Consider the following 18,809-nt stretch of genomic DNA (forward strand, 5'->3'; position numbering starts at 1 on the left):
GAACACGTGTTTCACCCGCCGCGTAATCGGTGTCCCCCAGTTTCTTCGGTATTCGTGGAACCTTGACACAGCGGGATGCTGCGCCGCATTGACGATCGCGTCGTAGCGCGACGGCTTAGCGGCGGTTGTCGCGATTGCGGCCGTAGACGACCAGCTCGGCAAGGAGTCCGAAGACGAGCAACTGGATTCCGACGACGATGAACAGCACGCCGGCGATGAGCAACGGCCGGTCGCCGATGGGCTCCCCCAGGATCCAGAGCACCGTCAGGTAGATCGAGATCGCGACGCCGACGAACGACGACAGAAGGCCGAGGCCACCGAAGAGGTGCGACGGGCGGTGCTCGTAGCTCATGATGAAGCGCACCGTCATGAGATCCATGAAGCCGCGCCAGAAGCGCGCGAGACCGTACTTGCTCGAGCCATGAAGGCGGGGGTGGTGCTGCACGGCGACCTCGGTGACCCGGTGGCCCATCCAGTAGGCGATGACCGTCAGGTAGCGGTGCAGCTCGCCGTACATCATCGGCTGCACGTCGTTCGCAACCTTGCCGCGCATGATCTTGAAGCCCGAATTGAAGTCGCGGCCCGGCACCCCGGCGATGACCGACGTGGTCTTGTTGTACACGCGGGACGTGTACTTCTTGATGAAGCGGTCCTTGCGCAGCAGCCGCGCGCCCGTCACGAGGTCGTAGCCCTCGTCGAGCTTGCCGATCAGGCCGAGCAGTTCAGCGGGGTCGTCCTGGCCGTCGGCATCCATCATGACGATGACCTCGGCGCCCGACTCATACGCGTAGGTGAAGCCGCGCTGCAAGGCTGCCGCTTTGCCCATGTTGCGACCCAACGGCATGTAGTCGATCTCGGGGTGCTCCTCCTGCAACGCATCGACGACCGCGACGGTGTTGTCGGTAGAGCCGTCGTCGACGATGAGCAGCCGGCTGTTCGGGCCGAGCTTGCGCAGCTCTGACACGATGCGCGGCATCACCTCTGGCAGGTTTTCGTCTTCGTTGAACGAGGGCACGATGACCCAGCAGGTCTGCTCGAGTGCGCTGACGCTGGAGACGAGGGCCCCGGCGCGAGTGGTGGTCGTAGTCATAGTGAGGCCTTCCGTGGCGTGCGGAGCAGGTCGAGGATGACGCGCTCTTGATGGCGGGTGTTGTCGATGACAGCGGGCAGGTGAGAGGAGATGGCGGCTGCGACCTCTGGCCCCTGGGCGACGAGCTCGAGGGCGCGCTGACGGAGCAGCTCGGGCGACAGCCGGTCGAAGCCGATCGCCCACTGCTCCAAGTCGAACATCTCGAGAACCTCCTGGTACTTGTGACTCCACCCGATCACGAGGCACGGCACGCCCACTGCGAGCGAAGAAACCATCGCGTGGAAGCGGCTGGTGACGAAGAAGTCGCACATGCCGATGAGGTGGCGGAGGTCTTGCGAGGAGAGTTCATGGGCGGGGAAGAGGACCCGGTCGGTCTGCTCGAGACGCTCATGCAGCGCAGCGCACAGGGGCAGATCATTGTTCTGCGTCTTCTCGGTGCCCGTGCGCACGCTGTGCGGCACGAGCGCCACGCGGTAGCCATCGGCGATCAGCCCGTTCGTGAAGTCAGCCATGAGAGCGAGGTAGTCCCCGCCGGTCTTGGCCTCGTACTTCGCCTGCACGACGACGCTGGGCGAGATGCCGATGACGGTGTCGCCGCCGTCGAAGAACGACAGGTCGAGCGACTGCGAGAGTGACTCGCGCTCGCGGCCACTGAGCTGAAGTGCGAACGCCGAGTCGGAGCCGGCGATCAGGTTCGTAAGGCCCAGCCCCACGGCGAACTCGTGCGTGAGGCGACCACGGGTGACGATCGTGTGCACCTTCGGCAGGAACATGCGCGACACGGCGCGGTTGATCGGGTTCGTGAACGGACCGATCGCCTGAGCGCACTTGACGACCGGGACCTTGAGGAAGAACGCCGGCAGAATGGCCGCCACGTTGTAGAGGAGGAATTTCTCACGGCCGTCGGTGAACGAGATGCCCATCTGGTCGAGGAGCACGTCGCTGCGGCTGAGCGCAGAGATCGCCCGCGAGCGAGAGCGCAGCAGCGGGCGCAGCGGCGGCACGATCTTGTACAGCAGTGCGAGAGTGTTGATCGTCACGCCGAGAGGTCGCGGACGAGCATCCACCAGTTCGACGCCCTCGAAGCGATTCTGCATGCCGTCCTCGCGCGGATACATGCTGAAGAGGGTGAAGGTGGCGTCGGCGTGTACGGCGCGAATCGACTCGATCGCGCTCTCGAGCATCGCCGCGGCGCCCTTGTTTCCAGAGAACGCTGAGCCGATGATGCTCACGTGGGGGTGGGTCACGTGGTCGTGCCTTCCTTTCGCCGCAGATTGACCGTCAAGAGCCCGTACACGCCAGCCACCAGCAAGTCGGCGACTGTCGACACGAAGCGGGCGGCCACGGCCAACACGATGGCGTCGATGATGTTGAAGCCCGCGGCAGTCAGGATACCGACAAACGCGCCCTCGCGAACGCCAAGGCCCCCGGGGACGAACACCGCGAGGATACCGATCGCGCCCGCCACCGCGTAGGCGGCTCCGATCGTGAACCAGTCGCGGGGAGACGAGTCGAAGATCGAGATCGCGATAAGGGCGACACCCACTCCGTTGACGATGCGAGGGGCCAGGAACTCGACCGCGAAGACGAGGCTTCGCGGAGTCGCCAGCAGGGGAAGCGACTCCACACGCTCCTTCAACCGCCTCGCCGTCACGAACTGAAGCACGGGGCGCACGACGGGCCGGGAGACACCGAGAACGAGGACGCCGAGAAGGACGGCGACAGCGACGACCACCACGCCGTTGTCTTCAAAGAGCGCCGGGCCGACCACGATCAGGAGCACGACCGCTCCCCCCATGATCGACGCGATCTGGAGGAAAATGCTCTCGTACGTGAAGCCCACCACGGCAGTGGTGCGGCTCACCCCCCGCTTCTGCGCCCAGGCCACCTTGTAGAGCACCGAGCCGACGCCCGGAATGTACCGCATGACCCATCCCGCAAGGTGCGAGCGCACCGCCTCGGACACCGGCAGCTGCATACCCGGCGAGAGTGCTCGCAGCACCCTTCCCCACAGAACGCCCGAGACAGCCACGGCCCCCGCGAAGAGCACGCACGCCGTCACCCACCAGCCATCGACGACGATGTCGTACTCACTGACGCGGTCCCACCCGTCGATCAGTGCGCGCGCGAAGAGCCACGTGACGAGCGCGATGATGCCCAACGCGAGCACGCGCAGCGCGATCCGGCGCACCAGTCGAGAGTTCACGAGTCAGTCGAACTCGTTGTAGCGGCGAATGGAATCGAGGGCCTTCTTCTGCGAGTACGGCACCAGGGCCGTCGAGTCGGCGTAGCCGACCGCCATGAGCATGACCACCCGGTCGGAGTGCTCGAGGCCGAGCGTCTTCTGCATCGTGCGCTCGAGCGGCTCGAGGTCGGGCCAGTTGATGACCGTGGAACTCAGACCGAGGGTCTCCAGCGCGAAAATGAATGACATCGCCGCGAGAGACGAGTCCACGTAGATCGCGTGGCGATCTCGAGGAGAGAAGTAGCTCGACAGCTTGCCCACCACGACGACCACCGTCTTGACATTCTGACCGAATCCGGCAGCCCCGAACGGCAGCGAGATCACCTTGCTGACCATGTCTGGCTGGTCGAAGATGCGGAACTCGTAGGGCAGACGGTTGCAGGCTGTCGGCGCCTGACGTGCCACCAGCATGGCCTGGTCGAGCAGCTCGTGCGGCACCGGCTTGTCCTCGTACCACCGCACCGAACGGCGCTGCTGCGAGAGGGCGAGCATCTCGTCGTACGTGATCGACGAGAGCTGCTGCTTGGGTCGCGGCACCCGTTCGGGCTCGAGATCACCCGGCACGTCGGTCTCCACCGTGGCGAAGAGGGCACGCGCAGCGTCGATCTTGCTGTTCTCTCCCGTGATCGACGCGAAGTACTCCCGCAGGACGTCGTGCGCCCAGTCAAGCTCGTCGGCATCGTAGGGTTCTGCGACGGTGCGCGCCCGGTTCGCCATCGTCTTGTAGAACTCCACCGTCTCGACGATGTAGTCGGCGGCGAAGACCGGTCGGCGCGGCTGCATGATGAGCGCCTTCTCCAGCCGGTGGACGTTTCGCCGCAACCCCACGTGGCTGACGCGCGGGCGGTTCTTCTGGCGGTAGTAGTCGCGCCGACCCCGCCACACCGCGGTCTGCTCACGATTGAAGGTCAGCGGTGCGAAGAAGTAGTAGAGGTGGATGAGGATGCGGCTGAAGCCCAGCCCCTCCAGCACGACACGGTTGAGGAAGACGTAGAGACGCCGAATCCACGTGATGGCGAGCAGGTCGCGCGCAATGTTCTTGATGAGCTTGAGCAAGCGGACTCCGAAGGGGCTGACTGGGTGGCAAAGTGGCCTCAGGTCAACCTTAGGCGGCGTTGGGCACCCGACCGAGCCGCTCGGTAGGCTCATCAACCGTGAGGCTTCTCGTCACCGGCGGCGCCGGGTTCATCGGCTCCAACTTCGTGCACCACGTGATCGCGCACACTGATCACCACGTGACGGTGCTCGACAAGCTCACCTACGCGGGCAACCGCGCCTCCCTCGTCGGACTGCCCGACGATCGGCTCACCTTCGTGCACGGCGACATCGCGGATGCGCCCCTCGTCGACCGGCTCACCTCCGAGGCGCAGGCGGTCGTGCACTACGCCGCCGAGAGTCACAACGACAACTCGCTCGACGACCCGCGACCGTTCGTGGACACCAACATCATCGGCACCTACACGCTGCTCGAAGCCGCACGGCGTCACGGCACGAGGTTTCACCACATCTCGACCGACGAGGTCTACGGCGATCTCGAGCTCGACGACCCGGCGCGCTTCACCGAGGCGACCCCGTACAACCCGTCGAGCCCCTACTCGTCGACCAAGGCCGGCAGCGATCTGCTCGTGCGCGCGTGGGTACGCTCCTTCGGCGTGCAGGCGACGATCTCCAACTGCTCCAACAACTACGGCCCCTACCAGCACGTCGAGAAGTTCATCCCCCGCCAGATCACCAACGTGCTGCGCGGGCAGCGGCCCAAGCTGTACGGCGCCGGCCTCAACGTGCGCGACTGGATTCACGCCGACGACCACTCCGCCGCCGTGCTGACCATTCTCGAGAAAGGCCGCATCGGCGAGACCTACCTGATCGGCGCCGACGGTGAGAAGAGCAACCGGGAGGTCGTCGAGCTCATCCTCACGACCCTCGGCCAGCCCGCCGATGCCTACGACCACGTGACCGACCGCGCCGGCCACGATCTGCGCTACGCGATCGATTCGAGCAAGCTGCGCGCCGAGCTCGGCTGGCAGCCGCGGTTCGACGACTTCGCGGCGGGGCTCGCCGCGACGATCGAGTGGTACCGCGACAACGAGCCCTGGTGGGCGCCGCAGAAAGACGCGACCGAAGCCCAGTACCGCGCCAAAGGCCAGTAGGGCATGCCCCGCTACCTCATCACCGGCGCGCACGGCAGCCTCGGTCACGACCTGCAGGCCGCCCTCGCCGCCGCACCGGGCACTCGCCACGTCACCGCTCTCGGTCGGGCCGAGCTCGACATCACTGACGCTGACGCCTGCCGAGCGGCAGTCGCCGACCACGATGTCGTGCTCAACGCTGCCGCCTACACCGCCGTCGACGCCGCCGAAGACCACGAGCAGGCCGCCCACCTCGTCAACTCGATCGGTGCCGAGAACCTGGCGGCAGCATCCCGCGCCGCCGGTGCCGTGCTGGTGCAGTACTCCACCGACTACGTCTTCGACGGCACGCACGCCGAACCCTACGCCGAGGATGCACCGCTCAAGCCCGTCAGCGCCTACGGCCGCACCAAGGCCGACGGCGAGCGCCGCGCCCGCGCCGCCCACCCCGACGGCACCATCGTGCTGCGCACCGCGTGGCTCTACGGCGAGCACGGACCCAGCTTCGTGCGCACCATGATGCGCCTCTACCGCGAGCGGGGCACCCTCGCCGTCGTCGACGACCAGCACGGTCAGCCGACGTGGACGCGTGACCTCGCCGAGCAGACCGTCAGGATGCTCGACTCGGGCCTGCGCGGCGCCACACTGCACGGCACCAACGCTGGCAGCACTAGCTGGCACGGCTTCGCGCAGGCTATCGTCGAGAACCTCGGCGGCGACCCCGCCGACGTCACCCCCGTCACGAGCGCCGACTACCCACGGCGGGCACCCCGCCCCGCGAACTCGGTGCTCTCGCACGACGGCTGGCGACAACACGGCTTGACCCCGATGAGAGCCTGGCGCCCGGCGCTCGACAGCGCCATGACGGCAGCAGGATGGACCCCATGAGCACCACCGCACGGCCCGACCCGAAACCGCCGCGCAGCCTCCGCCCCCGACGCACCCTCGCCACCCGTCTCGCGTTGCGCGATGAGCCGTGGTTCGTCACCCCCGGCGCCGCCCGCAATGCGCCGCTCATGCGGCTGCTCGCCGTGGCCCTCCTGCCCGACGAAGAGCGCGCCCTCGCCGGAGTCGAGCGCGCCGAGCGCGCTCTGCAAACCTGGCGCGCCGAGCACGGCGACCGCAGACTCGACGACGCCGAGTTGCGCGAGCTGCTGCGGCAGTGCGTCGCCGACGCTCTCGCCCCCGTCGCCGCAACGCCCCTGACCTCCGGCATCTCCTCCGGCTTCGACTCCCGGCCCCTCATCCAGACCATGTGGGATCTCGGGCACGAGCCCACGCTCTACTGCTGCGGGCAGCCCGGCAATATCGACTAGGACGTCGTGCAGTGGCTGCGCGACCGCATGGCTCTCGACGTGCACATGCTCGACACCACCACCATGCCGTTCAGCCTCGACGTGTACGAGCTCAAGCGCGCCACCTCGCTCGACCTGCCGCTCGGCGCCGTCGGGCTCGCCAACGACCTCGTCGACGAGCTCGTGCCGCGCCGCATCAACGTGCACGGCTTCCTCAACGACACCCTCACCGGCGACAACCGCGAGAAAGCGAAGAGCGCCGTCGGTGACGATCGGGCAGCCTTCATCGGCCGCAACGACCAGTTCCTGCTGCAGCAGCTCATGGAGCCGAGCTTCGTCGAGCGGCTCGCGCCCCGCGCCGCCGTCTCCCCCGACCGAGAGCTCGATGTGTACCGCCAGTACGACATCGCCTACCGGCAGTACTCGCGCATCCGACCCTTCGACAACGAGCACCAGACCCACGTGTTCCCCTTCGAGGACGAGCGGTGGATGGGCTACTGGCTCGGGCGCCCCCTCGAAGAGCGCAGCGCGCAGAAGCGCTGGATGGCGTTCGTGCGCGGCATGGGGTCAGAGCTGCTCGCCGACCTGGACGGTATCGAAGAAGAGGGAAAACGGCTGCGGTGGGCGCGCAAGTGGCGCTTCTACGGCCACAAAGACACCCCCGGCCTGATCGACCTCGATGCACTCGACGTGACCCCGCAGCACGAACCGGCGTTCCCCTTCGACCCCTACGCGTGCGCGCGCAACAACCCGAGCTTCCGCACCGTCATCGAGACGAGCCTCGCCCGCGTGCGCGGCCGCCGTGTGTTTCGGGAGAGCTTCCTCGACACCGTCGAGACCCGCTTCTGGGCGGGCGACGTGACCGCCTCCAAGATGCTCAACGGCGTCGTCACCGCCGACATCGCGCTCGAAAGCGGCAGAATCAACGGGTGACCCCTTCACACCCCGGCTCAGACCCCGACGCGGAGCGTGCCCCCGCGGGCGACCCGTACCCAGCGATCAGCGCGGCAGCGATGGAGGTGCTCGCGGACGAGCGAGCCCGCGCACGCGCCGACCTGCACGAGGTCATCGACCTGCTCGACGCCGAACGCAAGCGGGTGGCAGACCTGAAGCAGAAATGGCAGCTCGCGCAGTCCAGCGCCTGGCAGCTGCGGCAGCTGCGGGGACGCGCACTGCGCCCGCTGCGCCGACTCGCGCGCGGGCGGCCCTCGGAGCCCTCATGAGCATCGGGCTGCGCTACCTGCCCGACTACTCGGCGTCGAACCCGTACCAGTCGATGCTGTACAGCCGGGCATCCGACGTCGATGTCGAGGTCAGCGCCATCGCGGTCGACGACCTCGACGCACTCGACCCGGCCAGCCGCGCCAGCATCGTGCACCTGCACTGGACCAACCCGATCGTGCAGCGGTACACCGACCCATCGCGCGCACGCGACTCGATGCGCGCCACCCTCGCAGCTCTGCGCCGCTACCGCCAGCGCGGCGGGCGGCTCGTCTGGACCATCCACAACGTGCTGCCCCACGACCACCGCCACCACGTGCTCGAACTCGAGCTCTGCCAGCAGCTCGCCCGCGAGGCCGACGTCGTGCACGTGCTCAGCGCCAGCACCCTCCGGGCCGTCGAGCCCTACTACTCCCTGCGCGACGCCACCGTCATCACCCAAGGCCACGCGAGCTTCCTCGGCCGGTACCCCGACACTGTCGCGCCCGCACAGGCGCGCGCGGCACTGGGCCTCGACCCCGACGACGAGGTCATCGTGTCGGTGGGCGGCGTGCGCCCCTACCGCGGGCTCGAGCGGCTCGCCGACGCCGTGGCGCAGCTGCAGCGCACCCGTCCGCGGGCGCGCCTCGCCGTCGCCGGGCGGCCCGGGCGCGGCACCGACGTTGCCGCCCTCGAGCGCGCGCTCGACGCCGTGCCCGGCACCCTGCGCCGCCTCGACTTCGTGCCAGACGACGAACTGCAGAACTGGATGCGCGCCGCCGACGTCGCCGCAATGCCGTACGAGCGCATCCTCAACTCGAGCTCCCTCCCCCTCGCCCAGACCTTCGGCCTGCCCGTCGTCGCCCCCGACCTCGGTGTGTTCCGCGACCACCGCGGCGCCCCCTACCTGCACCTCTACCCGGCCCGTTCGACAGAGGGGCTCGTCGCCGCGCTCGACGAAGCCCTGCGCGTCGACGACCGCGCCGAGCGTGCCTCGGCCGCCCGCCAGGCGGCCGAGGCCTACCCGCCCGAGGCGATGTCGCGCGGGTTCTTCCAGCAGCTGCTGGGTGCGCTCGGGCTCACCCCGGGGCCGAGCGGGCACCAGTAGACTGGGCCGGTTGTCACGCTGGCGCAGGTGCCACCACCGCGCGTGACACCACCGCCGCACGACCACCACGAGAGAGGGCCCCGCCGCATGTCGACGCTCAGGGTCGTGCTCGACCAGGTGGGTGCGAGCAAGCCCACTGGCATCGGCCGCTACGCCCTCGAGCTGACCCGCGCGCTCATCGACAGCGCGCCCCGCGGCATCGACGTGGCCGGCATCGTGCCCTCCTCGCCTCCCGACCACTACGCCCGCATCGAGCAGGCACTGCCCGGCCTCAGCGTGCTCGACAAGAGCGCCCTCGACCGCCGCCAGCTCGCCGCCGCCTGGCAGCACGGCTTCACGCGGCTGCCCGGCAGCAGCATGGTGCACGCCCCCAGCCTGCTCGCTCCCCTCTACCGGCACGACCGGCTCAACAACCCCGGCGAGCAGTTCGTCGTCACCGTGCACGACGCCACGCCGTGGACCCACCCCGAGACCCTCACCCCCCGCGCGGTCGCCTGGCACAAGGCCATGGCCAAGCGCACCGAGCGCTACGCCGACGCCGTCGTCGTGCCCACCCACACCGTGGCCGACGAGCTCGCGGGCGTCATCGACGTGGGCGACCGCATCCGGGTCATCGCCGGCGCCGTCAGCAGCGACCTCACCGTGCCCCGTGATGCGGATGCTCGAGCTCACGCCCTCGGCCTGCCCGAGCGCTACGCCCTCGCCGTCGGGCCGCTCGAGAAGCGCAAAGGCATCCCCGACCTGCTGTGGGCGATCGGCGACGTGCACGCCCCCGACGTGCCGCTCGTGCTCGTCGGCATCGAGCCCGCAGAGATCGCCGAGCTCGAGCACCAGGCCCACCTCGACACCGGGAGCGTCATCGCCCTCGGCTCGCTCGACGACGCCGACCTCGCGCTCGCCTACGCCCGCGCCGCCGTCGTCGTCGTGCCCAGCATCTCTGACGGGTTCGGCCTGCCCGCCCTCGAAGCGATGGGGCTCGGCACGCCCGTCGTGCACTCCGACGCTCCAGCGCTACTCGAAGTGTGCGCCGACGCCGGGCTCGTCGTGCCCCGGCTCGACGCCGCCGGGTACCCGCGTCGGCTCGCCGACGCCATCCAGGGAGTGCTCGACGACGACGCCCTTGCCACCCAGCTCAGCGTGCGCGGGCGCGACCGGGCCGGCGCCTACAGCTGGCGAGACTCAGCCGAGAAGACCTGGCAGCTGCACGCCGACCTGTAGCGCGGCGCTACGGCGTCGGCGTCGGCGTGGGCAGCGGGGCCACCGCCTCCGCCACAAGGATGCGCGCGAGCGCGTAGTCGGGCCGCACGTTGTCGATCGCCGGCGGCACCAGCTCGACCCGCCGCAGCGGAAGCTCCCTGCCCCGCACCGCCAGATCGGTGAAGACGCCGATCATCGACTGAGGAACATCCGTGCGCACCAGGTCGCTGCTCGCCTCCGCGATCGCCTCGAACCGCGTCAGCACCGTCGCCGGATCCAGCTGCCGCAGCATCGCCTCCTGCACGTCGCGCTGATGCTCCATGCGGTCGAAGTCGGTCAGGTTGTAGCGGCTGCGGGCGTACCAGAGCGCCGTCTCGCCGTCCATGCGCTGCTCCCCCGCCGCGATTTCGCCCACCACCGGGCCGCCGTTGATGCCGAGCGTCACCGGCTCCTCCACCTCGACCACCACACCGCCGAGCGCATCGATGAGATCCTCGAAGCCCGCCATGTCGATGAGCACCGTGAACTGCACCGTCAGGCCCGTCACGCCCTCCACCGCGTCGCGCATCGCCTCGATACCCGGAGTCGAGCCTCGGGCCTCCGCCGCCGGGAACACCTCCGGGTGCTCCTCCGCCCACGGGTACAGGTAGCTGATGAGGCAGTCGTCGCCGCAGTCGAAGCCGTTCGGCCACGCCTCCCACAGCGGCGAGCCCTCCGCGAACGGCGCGTCGTACAGGTTGCGCGGAATGCCGATGAGCGTCACCGCCCCGCTCGACGCGTCGATGCTCGCCAGCGTGATGCTGTCGGGCCGCAGACCGATGCGGTCGGGGCCAGCGTCGCCGCCGAGCAGCAGCACCGTGTAGCGCCCGTCGATCGGCTCGACGATGCCGCCGCCTGCGAAGACCGCGCCCAGGGCATCCCGCCCCACCCCCGTCAGATAGGCGGCATAGCCTGCCCCGCCCGACGCGACCACGATCGTCACCGCCGTCAGCGCCGCCAGCCAGCCACGCGCCGACGGAGCAGTGCGCACCAGCCGCAGCAGCGTGAACGCGTTGAGCGTCGTCACCAGCCACAGCACCGCATAGAAGAGGAGGGCCGCCTGCGCCAGCCACAGCACCACCACGTTCGTCGCGACCGTCAACGCGATCGGACGAGCGGCGAAGAAGAGGATGCCTGCCGCCAGGGCGACCGCCCACAGCGTGAACGTCGCCCCCACCGCGAAACGGCCCCACCGACGGCTGCCCGCCAGCACCTGCGCCGTGCCCGGTATGAGCAGGTTCAGCCCGAGCAGCCACCAGGCGCGGCGGGTCATGAGCGCAGCATCCCGCAGATCGGGGTGGCGCAGAGGGGAGGTGAGCGTCACAGGGCGTGCGCGCCTACGGTGCCCGTGTCGCCGGGTTGCTGGTCGCGCGCTCAGCCACCGCGCTCTGCAGCGCCGCGTTCTTCGCCTCCACCGCGCCCTGCAGGTCGCGGGCGAAGTCGGCCAGAGCCTGCGCCACGCGCCCATCAGTGGCGCCGATCATGCGCGCCGCGAGAATGCCCGCATTGCGGCCGCCGCCGATCGACACCGTCGCCACGGGAATGCCCGCCGGCATCTGCACGATGCTCAGCAGGCTGTCGAGACCGTCGAGGGTCTTCAGGGGAACGGGCACGCCGATCACCGGCAAGGTCGTCACGCTCGCGATCATTCCCGGCAGGTGGGCGGCGCCGCCCGCCCCCGCGATGATGACCCGGATGCCCTTGCCGGCGGCCGCACGACCGTACGCGATCATCGCGTCAGGGGTGCGGTGCGCGCTCAGCACGTGCACCTCGCACCCGATGCCAAACTGCTCGAGTGCCTCCACCGCGGGCTCCATGACCGGCCAGTCGGAGTCGGAGCCCATCACCACGGCAACGCGGGGAGTCGGTTCATCGCTCACGTCGGGCGCTGCGGCGGGGTCTGGGGTGGTCACGTCGTCAAACGTAGGCGCGGGTCGGGCTGGCGTCGGCGTGGCGCGCCGCGGCGTGGCGGGCTCGGGGGTCGGGTGCGGGGGTCGGGTGCGGGGCTGTGGTGGGGGTCGGGGGCTGGGCCGGCGGTCTGGCGCCGGGCCGTGGGTCGGGCGCCGGGCCGGACCGGAGGCGGCCGGGCCTTGCTGGGCCGGCGGCACGATCGCACCGCTCCTCCCCAGGCACAGCGCCCGAGAAGTTGTCCCAAGATTGGCGTGACCCCCTGTCGAACATACGTTCGAATGTGGGAGAGTAGCTGCATGACCGCATCCCTCACCGCCGCGTTCGCCGCGGCCCGTGCGTCGCTCGAGGCGACGCCGGACTCGGTCGCGCCCCTCACCGCGCTCTCCGATGAGGAACTCCTTGCGACGCTCTCCGAGGCGTCCGGCGTGCGCCGCCTTCTGGATGCCCGACTCTCCCTCCTCGCCGGCGAGGCCGCGCGGCGCTCAGCGCCGTCGCTGGCGCACTCCGGGCTCGCGCAGCGGCGCGGCCACCGCACCGCCGACGAACTCGTGCGAGTCGCGACGGGCAGCACTCGACGCGAGGCCCACGACGTGGTGCGGGCCGGGGTCATGCTCGTAGTGGCAGAAGCTGGGGCGGAGGGCGCGGCGGCGGGCGCAGGCGGGGAGGCATCGGCGAACGACGCGGGTGCCCTCGAGCTGCCCGCCGGGCTGCCCATCGTGCCCGAGTGGGCGCAGCGACTCGTCGACCCGGTGCGGCGCGGTGAGCTGTCGATCGGCGCGCTGCAGGCGATCAGGTCGGGCCTCGGCGAGCCGACCGCGACCGTCACGACCGAGGTCTTGCGCGGCGCGGTCGAAGCGCTCTTGGCTGAAGCCCCCGAACTCGACACCGATCGCCTCTACCGTCGTGCGCGCGGCGTGCGCGATGAGCTCGACGCCGAGGGCGTCGCCGAGCGCGAGGCCGAACGGCGCTCAGCGCGCTCGCTGCGTCTGCACCGGCTGGCGGATGGCATGAGTCGCGCCACGTGGTTGCTCGACCCGGAGTCGGCGGCCGTCGTCGCCGACCTCTTCGACCGCGCCACATCGCCCCGCCGAGGCGGCCCCACCTTCGTGGGCGAGCGCGACGCCGCCCTCGCCCAACGCATGCTCGACGACGAGCGCACGCCCGAGCAGTACGCCTCCGACGCGTTCCTCGCCCTCCTTGTCGCCGGTGCCGACGCCAACTCCACGCAGCTGCTCGGCTCGGGCGCGCCCTCGGTGCGCGTTCTGGTGACGGCTGACGAGCTGCAACGCGGCTCGGGCATGGCGACTCTCGAGGGGCAGACCGCGCCCGTCTCGCTCGCCACCGTCGAACGGGTGCTGTGCGCGGGAACACACACGCCGATCCTGCTCTCCAGCACAGGTCAGCCGCTCGATGTGGGCCGCACGCAGCGACTCTTCACCCCTCGGCAGCGCGTCGCGCTCGCCGCGCGGGACGGCGGGTGCCGATGGGTGGGCTGCGAACGACCACCGTCGTGGGCGGAAGCGCATCACATCGACCCGTGGGTGACGCACGGCGGTCGCACCGACGTTGCCGACGGAATCCTGCTCTGTCGGCACCATCACTTGCTCGTGCACAACAACGGGTGGCGCATCCGACGTCGAGCCGCCCAGCCCGACGAACCACCGGGCGACCGCTACGAAGCCATACCGCCGCCCTCCCACACTGCTCAGCAGACACCGGTCGACCTGCCCAGCCGCAGCGAGCCGCTGCGCCGAGCGCTCCGCCCGAACCCCGCGCGCGCTGCGTGACGCTAGGACGCTGGACGGCTCGCGGCCACGGCTCGCGGCCAGGGCTACCGGCTGCGGCTCGCGGCCACGGCTCGGGGCTAGGGCTAGGGCTCGCGAAACTCGAAGTGGGCCGCTGCCGCCCTCGCGCGGTACACGGTCTCGTCGAGCTCGTCTCCGATAGCCGTCACGTGACCCGCTTTGCGGCCCGCGCGCGGGCCCTTGCCGTACGCGTGCACCTTCACGCTCGGCTGGTGGGCGAGCGACGCCACGATCTGATCCTCCGGCAGCGCCCCGAACACATTGATCATGACTGTCACCGGCGCCCGAAGCTCCGTCTCGCCGAGCGGCCAGTCGAGCACCGCACGCACGTGCTGCTCGAACTGGCTCGTCACCGAGCCCTCGATCGAGAAGTGCCCGCTGTTGTGCGGGCGCATCGCCAGCTCGTTGACGAGCACGCGGCCGTTCGTCGTCTCGAACAGCTCCACCGCGAGCACCCCCGTGACGTCGAGCCCGCGCGCGACCGTCGTCGCGATCTCCGCCGCCGCACGCTCGACAGCCTCCGTCGTGTGCGGCGCCGGCGCGAAAACCTCCGCGCACACGCCGCCCTGCTGCACCGTCTCCACGACCGGCCACGGGCGCACCTCGCCGCTGGGCCGACGAGCCACGAGCTGGGCAAGCTCCCGCCGGAACGGCACGAGCTCCTCCACCAGCACCGGCCCCGACTCCAGCCAGTCTTCCGCCGCGCTCGCGTCGTCGACCACGCGCACGCCCTTACCGTCGTACCCGCCGCGGGGAGTCTTCACGACCGCGCGACCGCCGTGATCGTCCAGGAACGCCTGCAGCTCCTCCGCCGACACCGCGCGCGCCCAATCGGGCATCGGCACGCCGAGCTCGGCGAGGCGAGCGCGCATGGCGAGCTTGTCCTGCGCGTAGAGCAGAGCATCCGGGCCCGGGCGCACCGCAGCGCCGGCGTCGACGAGAGCACGCAGCACCTCCTGCGGAACATGCTCATGGTCGAACGTGATCGCATCGCAGCCCTCCGCGAAATCCAGGACCGTCTGACGGTCGCGATAGTCGCCCACAACCGTCGCGGCCAGCCGCGCGGACGAGTCAGGCGCCTCGGCCAGCACCCGCACCTCGATGCCGAGGGCGACCGCGGGCGGGATCATCATGCGGGCCAGCTGACCACCACCGATGACGCCGACGACAGGCATGGCACTCCTCTAGACTGCGAATTCGCTCGCCCCCATTCTGTCCGATCGCGAGCGGGCGCAACGACGAAACGAGACCGGATGCCGATACTGGTGGGCCAGCTCGCCCGATTCGGGGCGGTCGGCGTCGTCGGGCTCATCGTCGACATCGCCCTGTTCAACCTGCTGCGCGTGACCGTGCTGAGCCCCGAGCTCATCGCCGAAGGGCCCGTCATCGCCAAGGTCGTCTCTACCTCCGTGGCGATCGCCGTGAACTGGCTCGGCAGCCGCTACTGGAGCTTCCGGCTCGAACGTCGGCGACCCGTGATGCGCGAGAGCGTCGAATTCGCGCTCGTGAGCGTCGGCGGCATGCTCATCGCCGTCGGCTGCCTCGTCGTCTCGCGCTACGTTCTCGGCTTCACGAGCCTGCTCGCCGACAACATCGCATCGAACGTCATCGGGCTCGCGCTCGGCAGCGCCTTCCGGTTCGTGCTGTACCGCACGTGGGTGTTCGACCCGCGGAGGCCGGTGCCGCGCCCCTCTGCTCCCGAGCGGGAAGCGGCCTAGCTAGGGGCGGCCGAGACCGGCGTAGGTCCAGCCCGCCGAGCGCCAATCCGAGGCGTCCAGGCAGTTGCGGCCGTCCACGACGACGCGGCCCCGCGCCCAGCCGGCGACCTCGACCGGGTCGAGCTCGCGGAACTGGTGCCACTCCGTCACGACGACGATCGCGTCCGCACCCGAGACCGCCTCCTGGATGCTCTCCACGTAGTCGAGATGCGGGCGAAGTCGGCGCGCCGTCTCGATCGCCTCCGGGTCGGTGGCGCGCACGACCGCGCCGGCGTCGACCAGCCGCTGCGCGACATCCAGCGCGGGCGAGTCGCGCACGTCGTCAGACTCGGGCTTGAACGCCAAGCCCAGCACGGTGACGGCCTTGCCCGTGAGGTCTCCGCCCAGGTTCTCGGTGACGAGGTCGACGACGCGCTGACGACGGCGCAGGTTCACATCGTCGACGTCGGCGAGGAACGCCAGCGAGTGGCCGACACCGAGCTCCTCAGCGCGAGCCTGGAACGCGCGGATGTCTTTCGGCAGGCACCCGCCGCCGAAACCGACACCGGCGTTGAGGAAGCGGCGACCGATACGGGCGTCGTAGCCGATCGCGTCGGCGAGGGTCGTCACGTCAGCACCCGTAACCTCCGCGATCTCCGCCATCGCGTTGATGAACGAGATCTTCGTGGCGAGGAACGCGTTCGCCGAGACCTTCACGAGCTCGGCGGTCGCGTAGTCGGTGACGATACGCGGCGTGCCCGCCTCGAGGGGGCGCTTGTAGATCTCGTCGAGCACCTCGGCCGCCCGATCATCGCGGTGGTCCACTCCGTACACGAGGCGGTCGGGGGAGAGCGTGTCGGACACCGCGAAGCCCTCCCGCAGGAACTCGGGGTTCCACGCGAGGCTCGCCCCGGTCGGCGCGACCAGCTCCGCGAGCCGTGCAGCGGTGCCGACGGGCACCGTCGACTTGCCGACCACGAGGTGGCCGGGGCCGATGTGCGGCAGGAGGGCCTCCACTGCCGCGTTGACGTAGGTCAGGTCGGCGGCGACGCCGCCCGCCACCTGGGGGGTGCCGACCGCGATGAAGTGCACGCGCGCATGCTCGGCAGCAGCGATGTCGGTCGTGAACCGCAGTCGGGCGTTGTCGGGCGACAGCAGGTCGCCGAGACCCGGCTCGAAGAACGGGGCGCGCCCCGCCGCGAGGTTCTCGATCTTGCTCGCATCGACGTCGATGCCGACGACGTCGTGGCCGAGCTCGGCCATGCAGGCGGCGTGAACCGCGCCCAAGTATCCGCATCCGATGACTGAAATTCGCACCCGTCGACTCTACTGGCGCCGTCGACGCACGGGCGAACAACGAGGACCACGCGGGTGGCGCTGCAGCGGCACACCGTGGCGGCAGTGGAAGTACGCTCAGCGTCCCTCGCGGGGCCGCCGCAGAACCGGTTGCGCCGCCGTGGTGCGCCGCACGGTCGCGATCGAGGAGGTGCTTGCCTCCATGAGCTCGCTCAGAGCATCCTGCACGAGGTCTGCGCGCGGGACGTCCCGCATGATCACCGGTCGGTCCAGCCCCGTGTTGATGAGAACGTCACCCGACCGGAACAGCCGCTGCAGGCCGGACTGCCGCACCGACACGTCATACCCGCGCGAGTGCAGCAGCTCCTGCCGCAAGCGCACCGCGAGGCCACCGCGCAGCGCGATGCGCCGCGTCGTGACGACGTAGTGGGTGCCCAACCAGCGCACGAGGGGCAGCATCCACAGCAGCACGATGACGAGCACGCCCGCCCCGGCGACCGCGAGGCGCTGCCACAGCTCCTCGAGCACGAGAGCACCGTAGGTGGCCGCGCCCACCGCGCCGATGAGCACGAACGAGGGCAGCACGAGCACGCGGGCGTGCGGGCGGAACCGCGCCACGACGCGCTCGGGCTCGCGCCCCTGCTCACGCACTGGCTCGGTCATGCTCTATTCATATCGCAGGTGCGTCACGTCGCCGGCCGCCACGGCGACGACGCCCATGGTCGCGCGCGAGTCGTCGCCCGCGGGGCGCACGAGCAGCCGGCCGTCGTCGTCCAGACCGATGGCCGTGCCGCGCACCGGCGGCTGGCCGGGCAGGTCGACGCGCACGGCGAGGCCGAGAGTCTGCAGGTGCGCCTCGACGACCGGGCGCAGAGCGGCTGGATGCTCCGCCTCGCGCCAGCGCCCCACGAGCGCCGCGAGCTCGCGCAGGTACGCCGCGAGGGCACGGTCGAGCAGGGCACTGTCGAGCGGGGCGCTGTCGGGCACGGCACTGTCGAGCATGGGCGGTGCATCCGCGCCCTCGATCACGAGGGAGGTCGCGGTGGGCACAGGCAGCTGCTCTGCTGACATCGTGACGTTGAGCCCGGCGCCGACGACGACCCCCGTCGGCGTGAGCTCCGTCAGGATGCCGCAGAGCTTGCGACCGTCGACGAGCACGTCGTTCGGCCACTTCACCCCCGCGGCCGCCACGCCGAGCCCGCGCACCGCGCGCACCATGGCGACTCCCGCCAGCAGCGGCACCCAGCCGAGGCGCCGCGGGTCTGCGGCCGCAGTCCCGCCCGAGGCGCTGCCCGTGGCGCCACCCGCTGTGCCACCTGTGGCGCCACCTGCCGGGGCGTGCGCGAGGTAGACGGAGACGGCGAGCGCCGTGCCCGGCGGTGTCGACCATGCTCGACCGAGCCGACCCCGCCCCGCGGTCTGCGTGTCGGTCGCGATCACCGTGAGATCGGCCAGCGGCTCCTCTTCGGACCCCGACGAGGCGCGACTCACCCTCGAGACGAGGTCGAGATTCGTGGAGGCGCTCGCCTCGCGCCACAGCAGGGTCGCCCCGAGCTCGTCGCACGCGGCACGGCTGAGCGACACGTCCATGCATCGAGAGTAGGCGGCGTCGGGATGCCCGGGGCGACGCCGCGCGGACGCGCCGTCGTGCGATCGCTGCCCCCGCCGAGCGCGCACATGCCGGACCCTGAGCGAATGCTGGACACGACCCCGGGGCGGCGCTATGGTTACCGGCACGAGGGCCCGCCGCGTCCACCGCGACAGCGTGACCGACGACGATCGCCCCGGACGTTCATC

Annotated in this window: 19 protein-coding genes; 9 read left to right on the forward strand and 10 right to left on the reverse strand. The window is 70.3% G+C overall.

Annotated features, from left to right (window positions below; all coding sequences use genetic code 11):
• Nucleotides 1-115: 115 nt before the first annotated feature.
• Genes RJQ01_RS01810 through RJQ01_RS01825 form a run of 4 tightly spaced genes read right to left on the reverse strand, consistent with a single transcriptional unit; the run spans nt 116 to nt 4,391 of the window.
• Nucleotides 116-1,090, reverse strand: a complete 975-nt coding sequence (locus tag RJQ01_RS01810) for a glycosyltransferase family 2 protein (RefSeq protein ID WP_350474988.1) — start codon at nt 1,088-1,090, stop codon at nt 116-118.
• Nucleotides 1,087-2,337, reverse strand: coding sequence for a polysaccharide pyruvyl transferase family protein (locus RJQ01_RS01815; protein WP_350474989.1), 1,251 nt, complete (start codon nt 2,335-2,337; stop codon nt 1,087-1,089). Before RJQ01_RS01815 ends, RJQ01_RS01810 begins: the two co-directional genes overlap by 4 nt.
• Nucleotides 2,334-3,296: a lysylphosphatidylglycerol synthase domain-containing protein gene (locus RJQ01_RS01820; RefSeq protein WP_350474990.1), complete on the reverse strand. Its 963-nt coding sequence runs from the start codon at nt 3,294-3,296 to the stop codon at nt 2,334-2,336. The genes RJQ01_RS01815 and RJQ01_RS01820 overlap by 4 nt, the downstream gene beginning before the upstream one ends.
• 3 nt (nt 3,297-3,299) lie before the next feature.
• The gene (locus RJQ01_RS01825) at nt 3,300-4,391 is read right to left on the reverse strand and encodes a nitroreductase family protein (RefSeq protein WP_350474991.1); all 1,092 of its coding nucleotides are present in this window, start codon (nt 4,389-4,391) and stop codon (nt 3,300-3,302) included.
• 98 nt (nt 4,392-4,489) lie between these two features.
• Here RJQ01_RS01825 and rfbB point away from each other — a divergent pair, with 98 nt between their 5' ends.
• From rfbB to RJQ01_RS01860, 7 genes are all read left to right on the forward strand, one after another.
• Nucleotides 4,490-5,485: a dTDP-glucose 4,6-dehydratase gene (gene rfbB, locus RJQ01_RS01830; protein WP_350474992.1), complete on the forward strand. Its 996-nt coding sequence runs from the start codon at nt 4,490-4,492 to the stop codon at nt 5,483-5,485.
• Nucleotides 5,486-5,488: 3 nt separating this feature from the next.
• Nucleotides 5,489-6,352, forward strand: a complete 864-nt coding sequence (gene rfbD / locus RJQ01_RS01835; RefSeq protein WP_350474993.1) for a dTDP-4-dehydrorhamnose reductase — start codon at nt 5,489-5,491, stop codon at nt 6,350-6,352.
• Complete coding sequence (locus RJQ01_RS01840; RefSeq protein ID WP_350474994.1) at nt 6,349-6,780, forward strand: hypothetical protein; 432 nt, start codon at nt 6,349-6,351, stop codon at nt 6,778-6,780. Before rfbD ends, RJQ01_RS01840 begins: the two co-directional genes overlap by 4 nt.
• Nucleotides 6,781-6,786: 6 nt before the next feature.
• Entirely contained in the window at nt 6,787-7,692 is a 906-nt protein-coding gene (locus RJQ01_RS01845; RefSeq protein WP_350474995.1) for a hypothetical protein, read from the forward strand.
• Nucleotides 7,689-7,982 carry a hypothetical protein gene (locus tag RJQ01_RS01850; RefSeq protein WP_350474996.1) on the forward strand — a complete coding sequence of 98 codons (294 nt, stop codon included), beginning with the start codon at nt 7,689-7,691 and terminating at the stop codon, nt 7,980-7,982. The genes RJQ01_RS01845 and RJQ01_RS01850 overlap by 4 nt, the downstream gene beginning before the upstream one ends.
• Entirely contained in the window at nt 7,979-9,067 is a 1,089-nt protein-coding gene (locus tag RJQ01_RS01855; protein ID WP_350474997.1) for a glycosyltransferase family 4 protein, read from the forward strand. The genes RJQ01_RS01850 and RJQ01_RS01855 overlap by 4 nt, the downstream gene beginning before the upstream one ends.
• Nucleotides 9,068-9,154: 87 nt before the next feature.
• On the forward strand, nt 9,155-10,285 hold the full coding sequence (locus RJQ01_RS01860) for a glycosyltransferase family 4 protein (protein WP_350474998.1): 1,131 nt from the start codon (nt 9,155-9,157) through the stop codon (nt 10,283-10,285).
• Between the two features lie 7 nt (nt 10,286-10,292).
• On the opposite strand, the gene RJQ01_RS01865 is transcribed toward RJQ01_RS01860, so the two are convergent.
• Nucleotides 10,293-11,627, reverse strand: coding sequence for an LCP family protein (locus RJQ01_RS01865; RefSeq protein ID WP_350474999.1), 1,335 nt, complete (start codon nt 11,625-11,627; stop codon nt 10,293-10,295).
• A 13-nt stretch (nt 11,628-11,640) separates the two neighbouring features.
• Nucleotides 11,641-12,183, reverse strand: a complete 543-nt coding sequence (gene purE / locus RJQ01_RS01870) for a 5-(carboxyamino)imidazole ribonucleotide mutase (protein ID WP_502885212.1) — start codon at nt 12,181-12,183, stop codon at nt 11,641-11,643.
• Nucleotides 12,184-12,510: 327 nt separating this feature from the next.
• Here purE and RJQ01_RS01875 point away from each other — a divergent pair, with 327 nt between their 5' ends.
• Nucleotides 12,511-14,001, forward strand: a complete 1,491-nt coding sequence (locus RJQ01_RS01875) for an HNH endonuclease signature motif containing protein (RefSeq protein ID WP_350475002.1) — start codon at nt 12,511-12,513, stop codon at nt 13,999-14,001.
• Between the two features lie 83 nt (nt 14,002-14,084).
• Here RJQ01_RS01875 and RJQ01_RS01880 read toward each other — a convergent pair whose 3' ends face one another.
• The gene (locus tag RJQ01_RS01880; protein WP_350475003.1) at nt 14,085-15,194 is read right to left on the reverse strand and encodes a 5-(carboxyamino)imidazole ribonucleotide synthase; all 1,110 of its coding nucleotides are present in this window, start codon (nt 15,192-15,194) and stop codon (nt 14,085-14,087) included.
• A gap of 78 nt (nt 15,195-15,272) precedes the next feature.
• On the opposite strand from RJQ01_RS01880, the gene RJQ01_RS01885 reads away from it, so the two are divergent.
• Nucleotides 15,273-15,737 carry a GtrA family protein gene (locus RJQ01_RS01885; RefSeq protein WP_350475004.1) on the forward strand — a complete coding sequence of 155 codons (465 nt, stop codon included), beginning with the start codon at nt 15,273-15,275 and terminating at the stop codon, nt 15,735-15,737.
• Here RJQ01_RS01885 and RJQ01_RS01890 read toward each other — a convergent pair whose 3' ends face one another.
• The 3 genes from RJQ01_RS01890 to RJQ01_RS01900 all read right to left on the reverse strand — a co-directional run bounded on the left by RJQ01_RS01890 (nt 15,738) and on the right by RJQ01_RS01900 (nt 18,602).
• Nucleotides 15,738-17,033, reverse strand: a complete 1,296-nt coding sequence (locus RJQ01_RS01890; protein WP_350475005.1) for a UDP-glucose dehydrogenase family protein — start codon at nt 17,031-17,033, stop codon at nt 15,738-15,740. It abuts the gene before it with no gap.
• 96 nt (nt 17,034-17,129) lie between these two features.
• Nucleotides 17,130-17,675, reverse strand: coding sequence for a PH domain-containing protein (locus RJQ01_RS01895; protein WP_350475006.1), 546 nt, complete (start codon nt 17,673-17,675; stop codon nt 17,130-17,132).
• A 3-nt stretch (nt 17,676-17,678) separates the two neighbouring features.
• Nucleotides 17,679-18,602 (reverse strand): biotin--[acetyl-CoA-carboxylase] ligase, encoded by a 924-nt coding sequence (locus RJQ01_RS01900; protein WP_350475007.1) that lies wholly within the window; start codon nt 18,600-18,602, stop codon nt 17,679-17,681.
• Between the last annotated feature and the right edge of the window lie 207 nt (nt 18,603-18,809).

It is taken from the genome of Microcella sp., from assembly GCF_040286215.1.
GTDB lineage: Bacteria > Actinomycetota > Actinomycetes > Actinomycetales > Microbacteriaceae > Microcella.

Bases quoted from the DNA above. Each gene is read 5' to 3' on its own strand.
- RJQ01_RS01855 (WP_350474997.1), top strand. From the start codon at position 7,979: ATGAGCATCGGGCTGCGCTACCTGCCCGACTACTCGGCGTCGAACCCG.
- RJQ01_RS01900 (WP_350475007.1), bottom strand. From the start codon at position 18,602: ATGGACGTGTCGCTCAGCCGTGCCGCGTGCGACGAGCTCGGGGCGACC.
- RJQ01_RS01880 (WP_350475003.1), bottom strand. From the start codon at position 15,194: ATGCCTGTCGTCGGCGTCATCGGTGGTGGTCAGCTGGCCCGCATGATG.
- RJQ01_RS01895 (WP_350475006.1), bottom strand. From the start codon at position 17,675: ATGACCGAGCCAGTGCGTGAGCAGGGGCGCGAGCCCGAGCGCGTCGTG.
- RJQ01_RS01885 (WP_350475004.1), top strand. From the start codon at position 15,273: ATGCCGATACTGGTGGGCCAGCTCGCCCGATTCGGGGCGGTCGGCGTC.
- RJQ01_RS01860 (WP_350474998.1), top strand. From the start codon at position 9,155: ATGTCGACGCTCAGGGTCGTGCTCGACCAGGTGGGTGCGAGCAAGCCC.
- rfbD (WP_350474993.1), top strand. From the start codon at position 5,489: ATGCCCCGCTACCTCATCACCGGCGCGCACGGCAGCCTCGGTCACGAC.
- RJQ01_RS01810 (WP_350474988.1), bottom strand. From the start codon at position 1,090: ATGACTACGACCACCACTCGCGCCGGGGCCCTCGTCTCCAGCGTCAGC.
- RJQ01_RS01840 (WP_350474994.1), top strand. From the start codon at position 6,349: ATGAGCACCACCGCACGGCCCGACCCGAAACCGCCGCGCAGCCTCCGC.
- RJQ01_RS01875 (WP_350475002.1), top strand. From the start codon at position 12,511: ATGACCGCATCCCTCACCGCCGCGTTCGCCGCGGCCCGTGCGTCGCTC.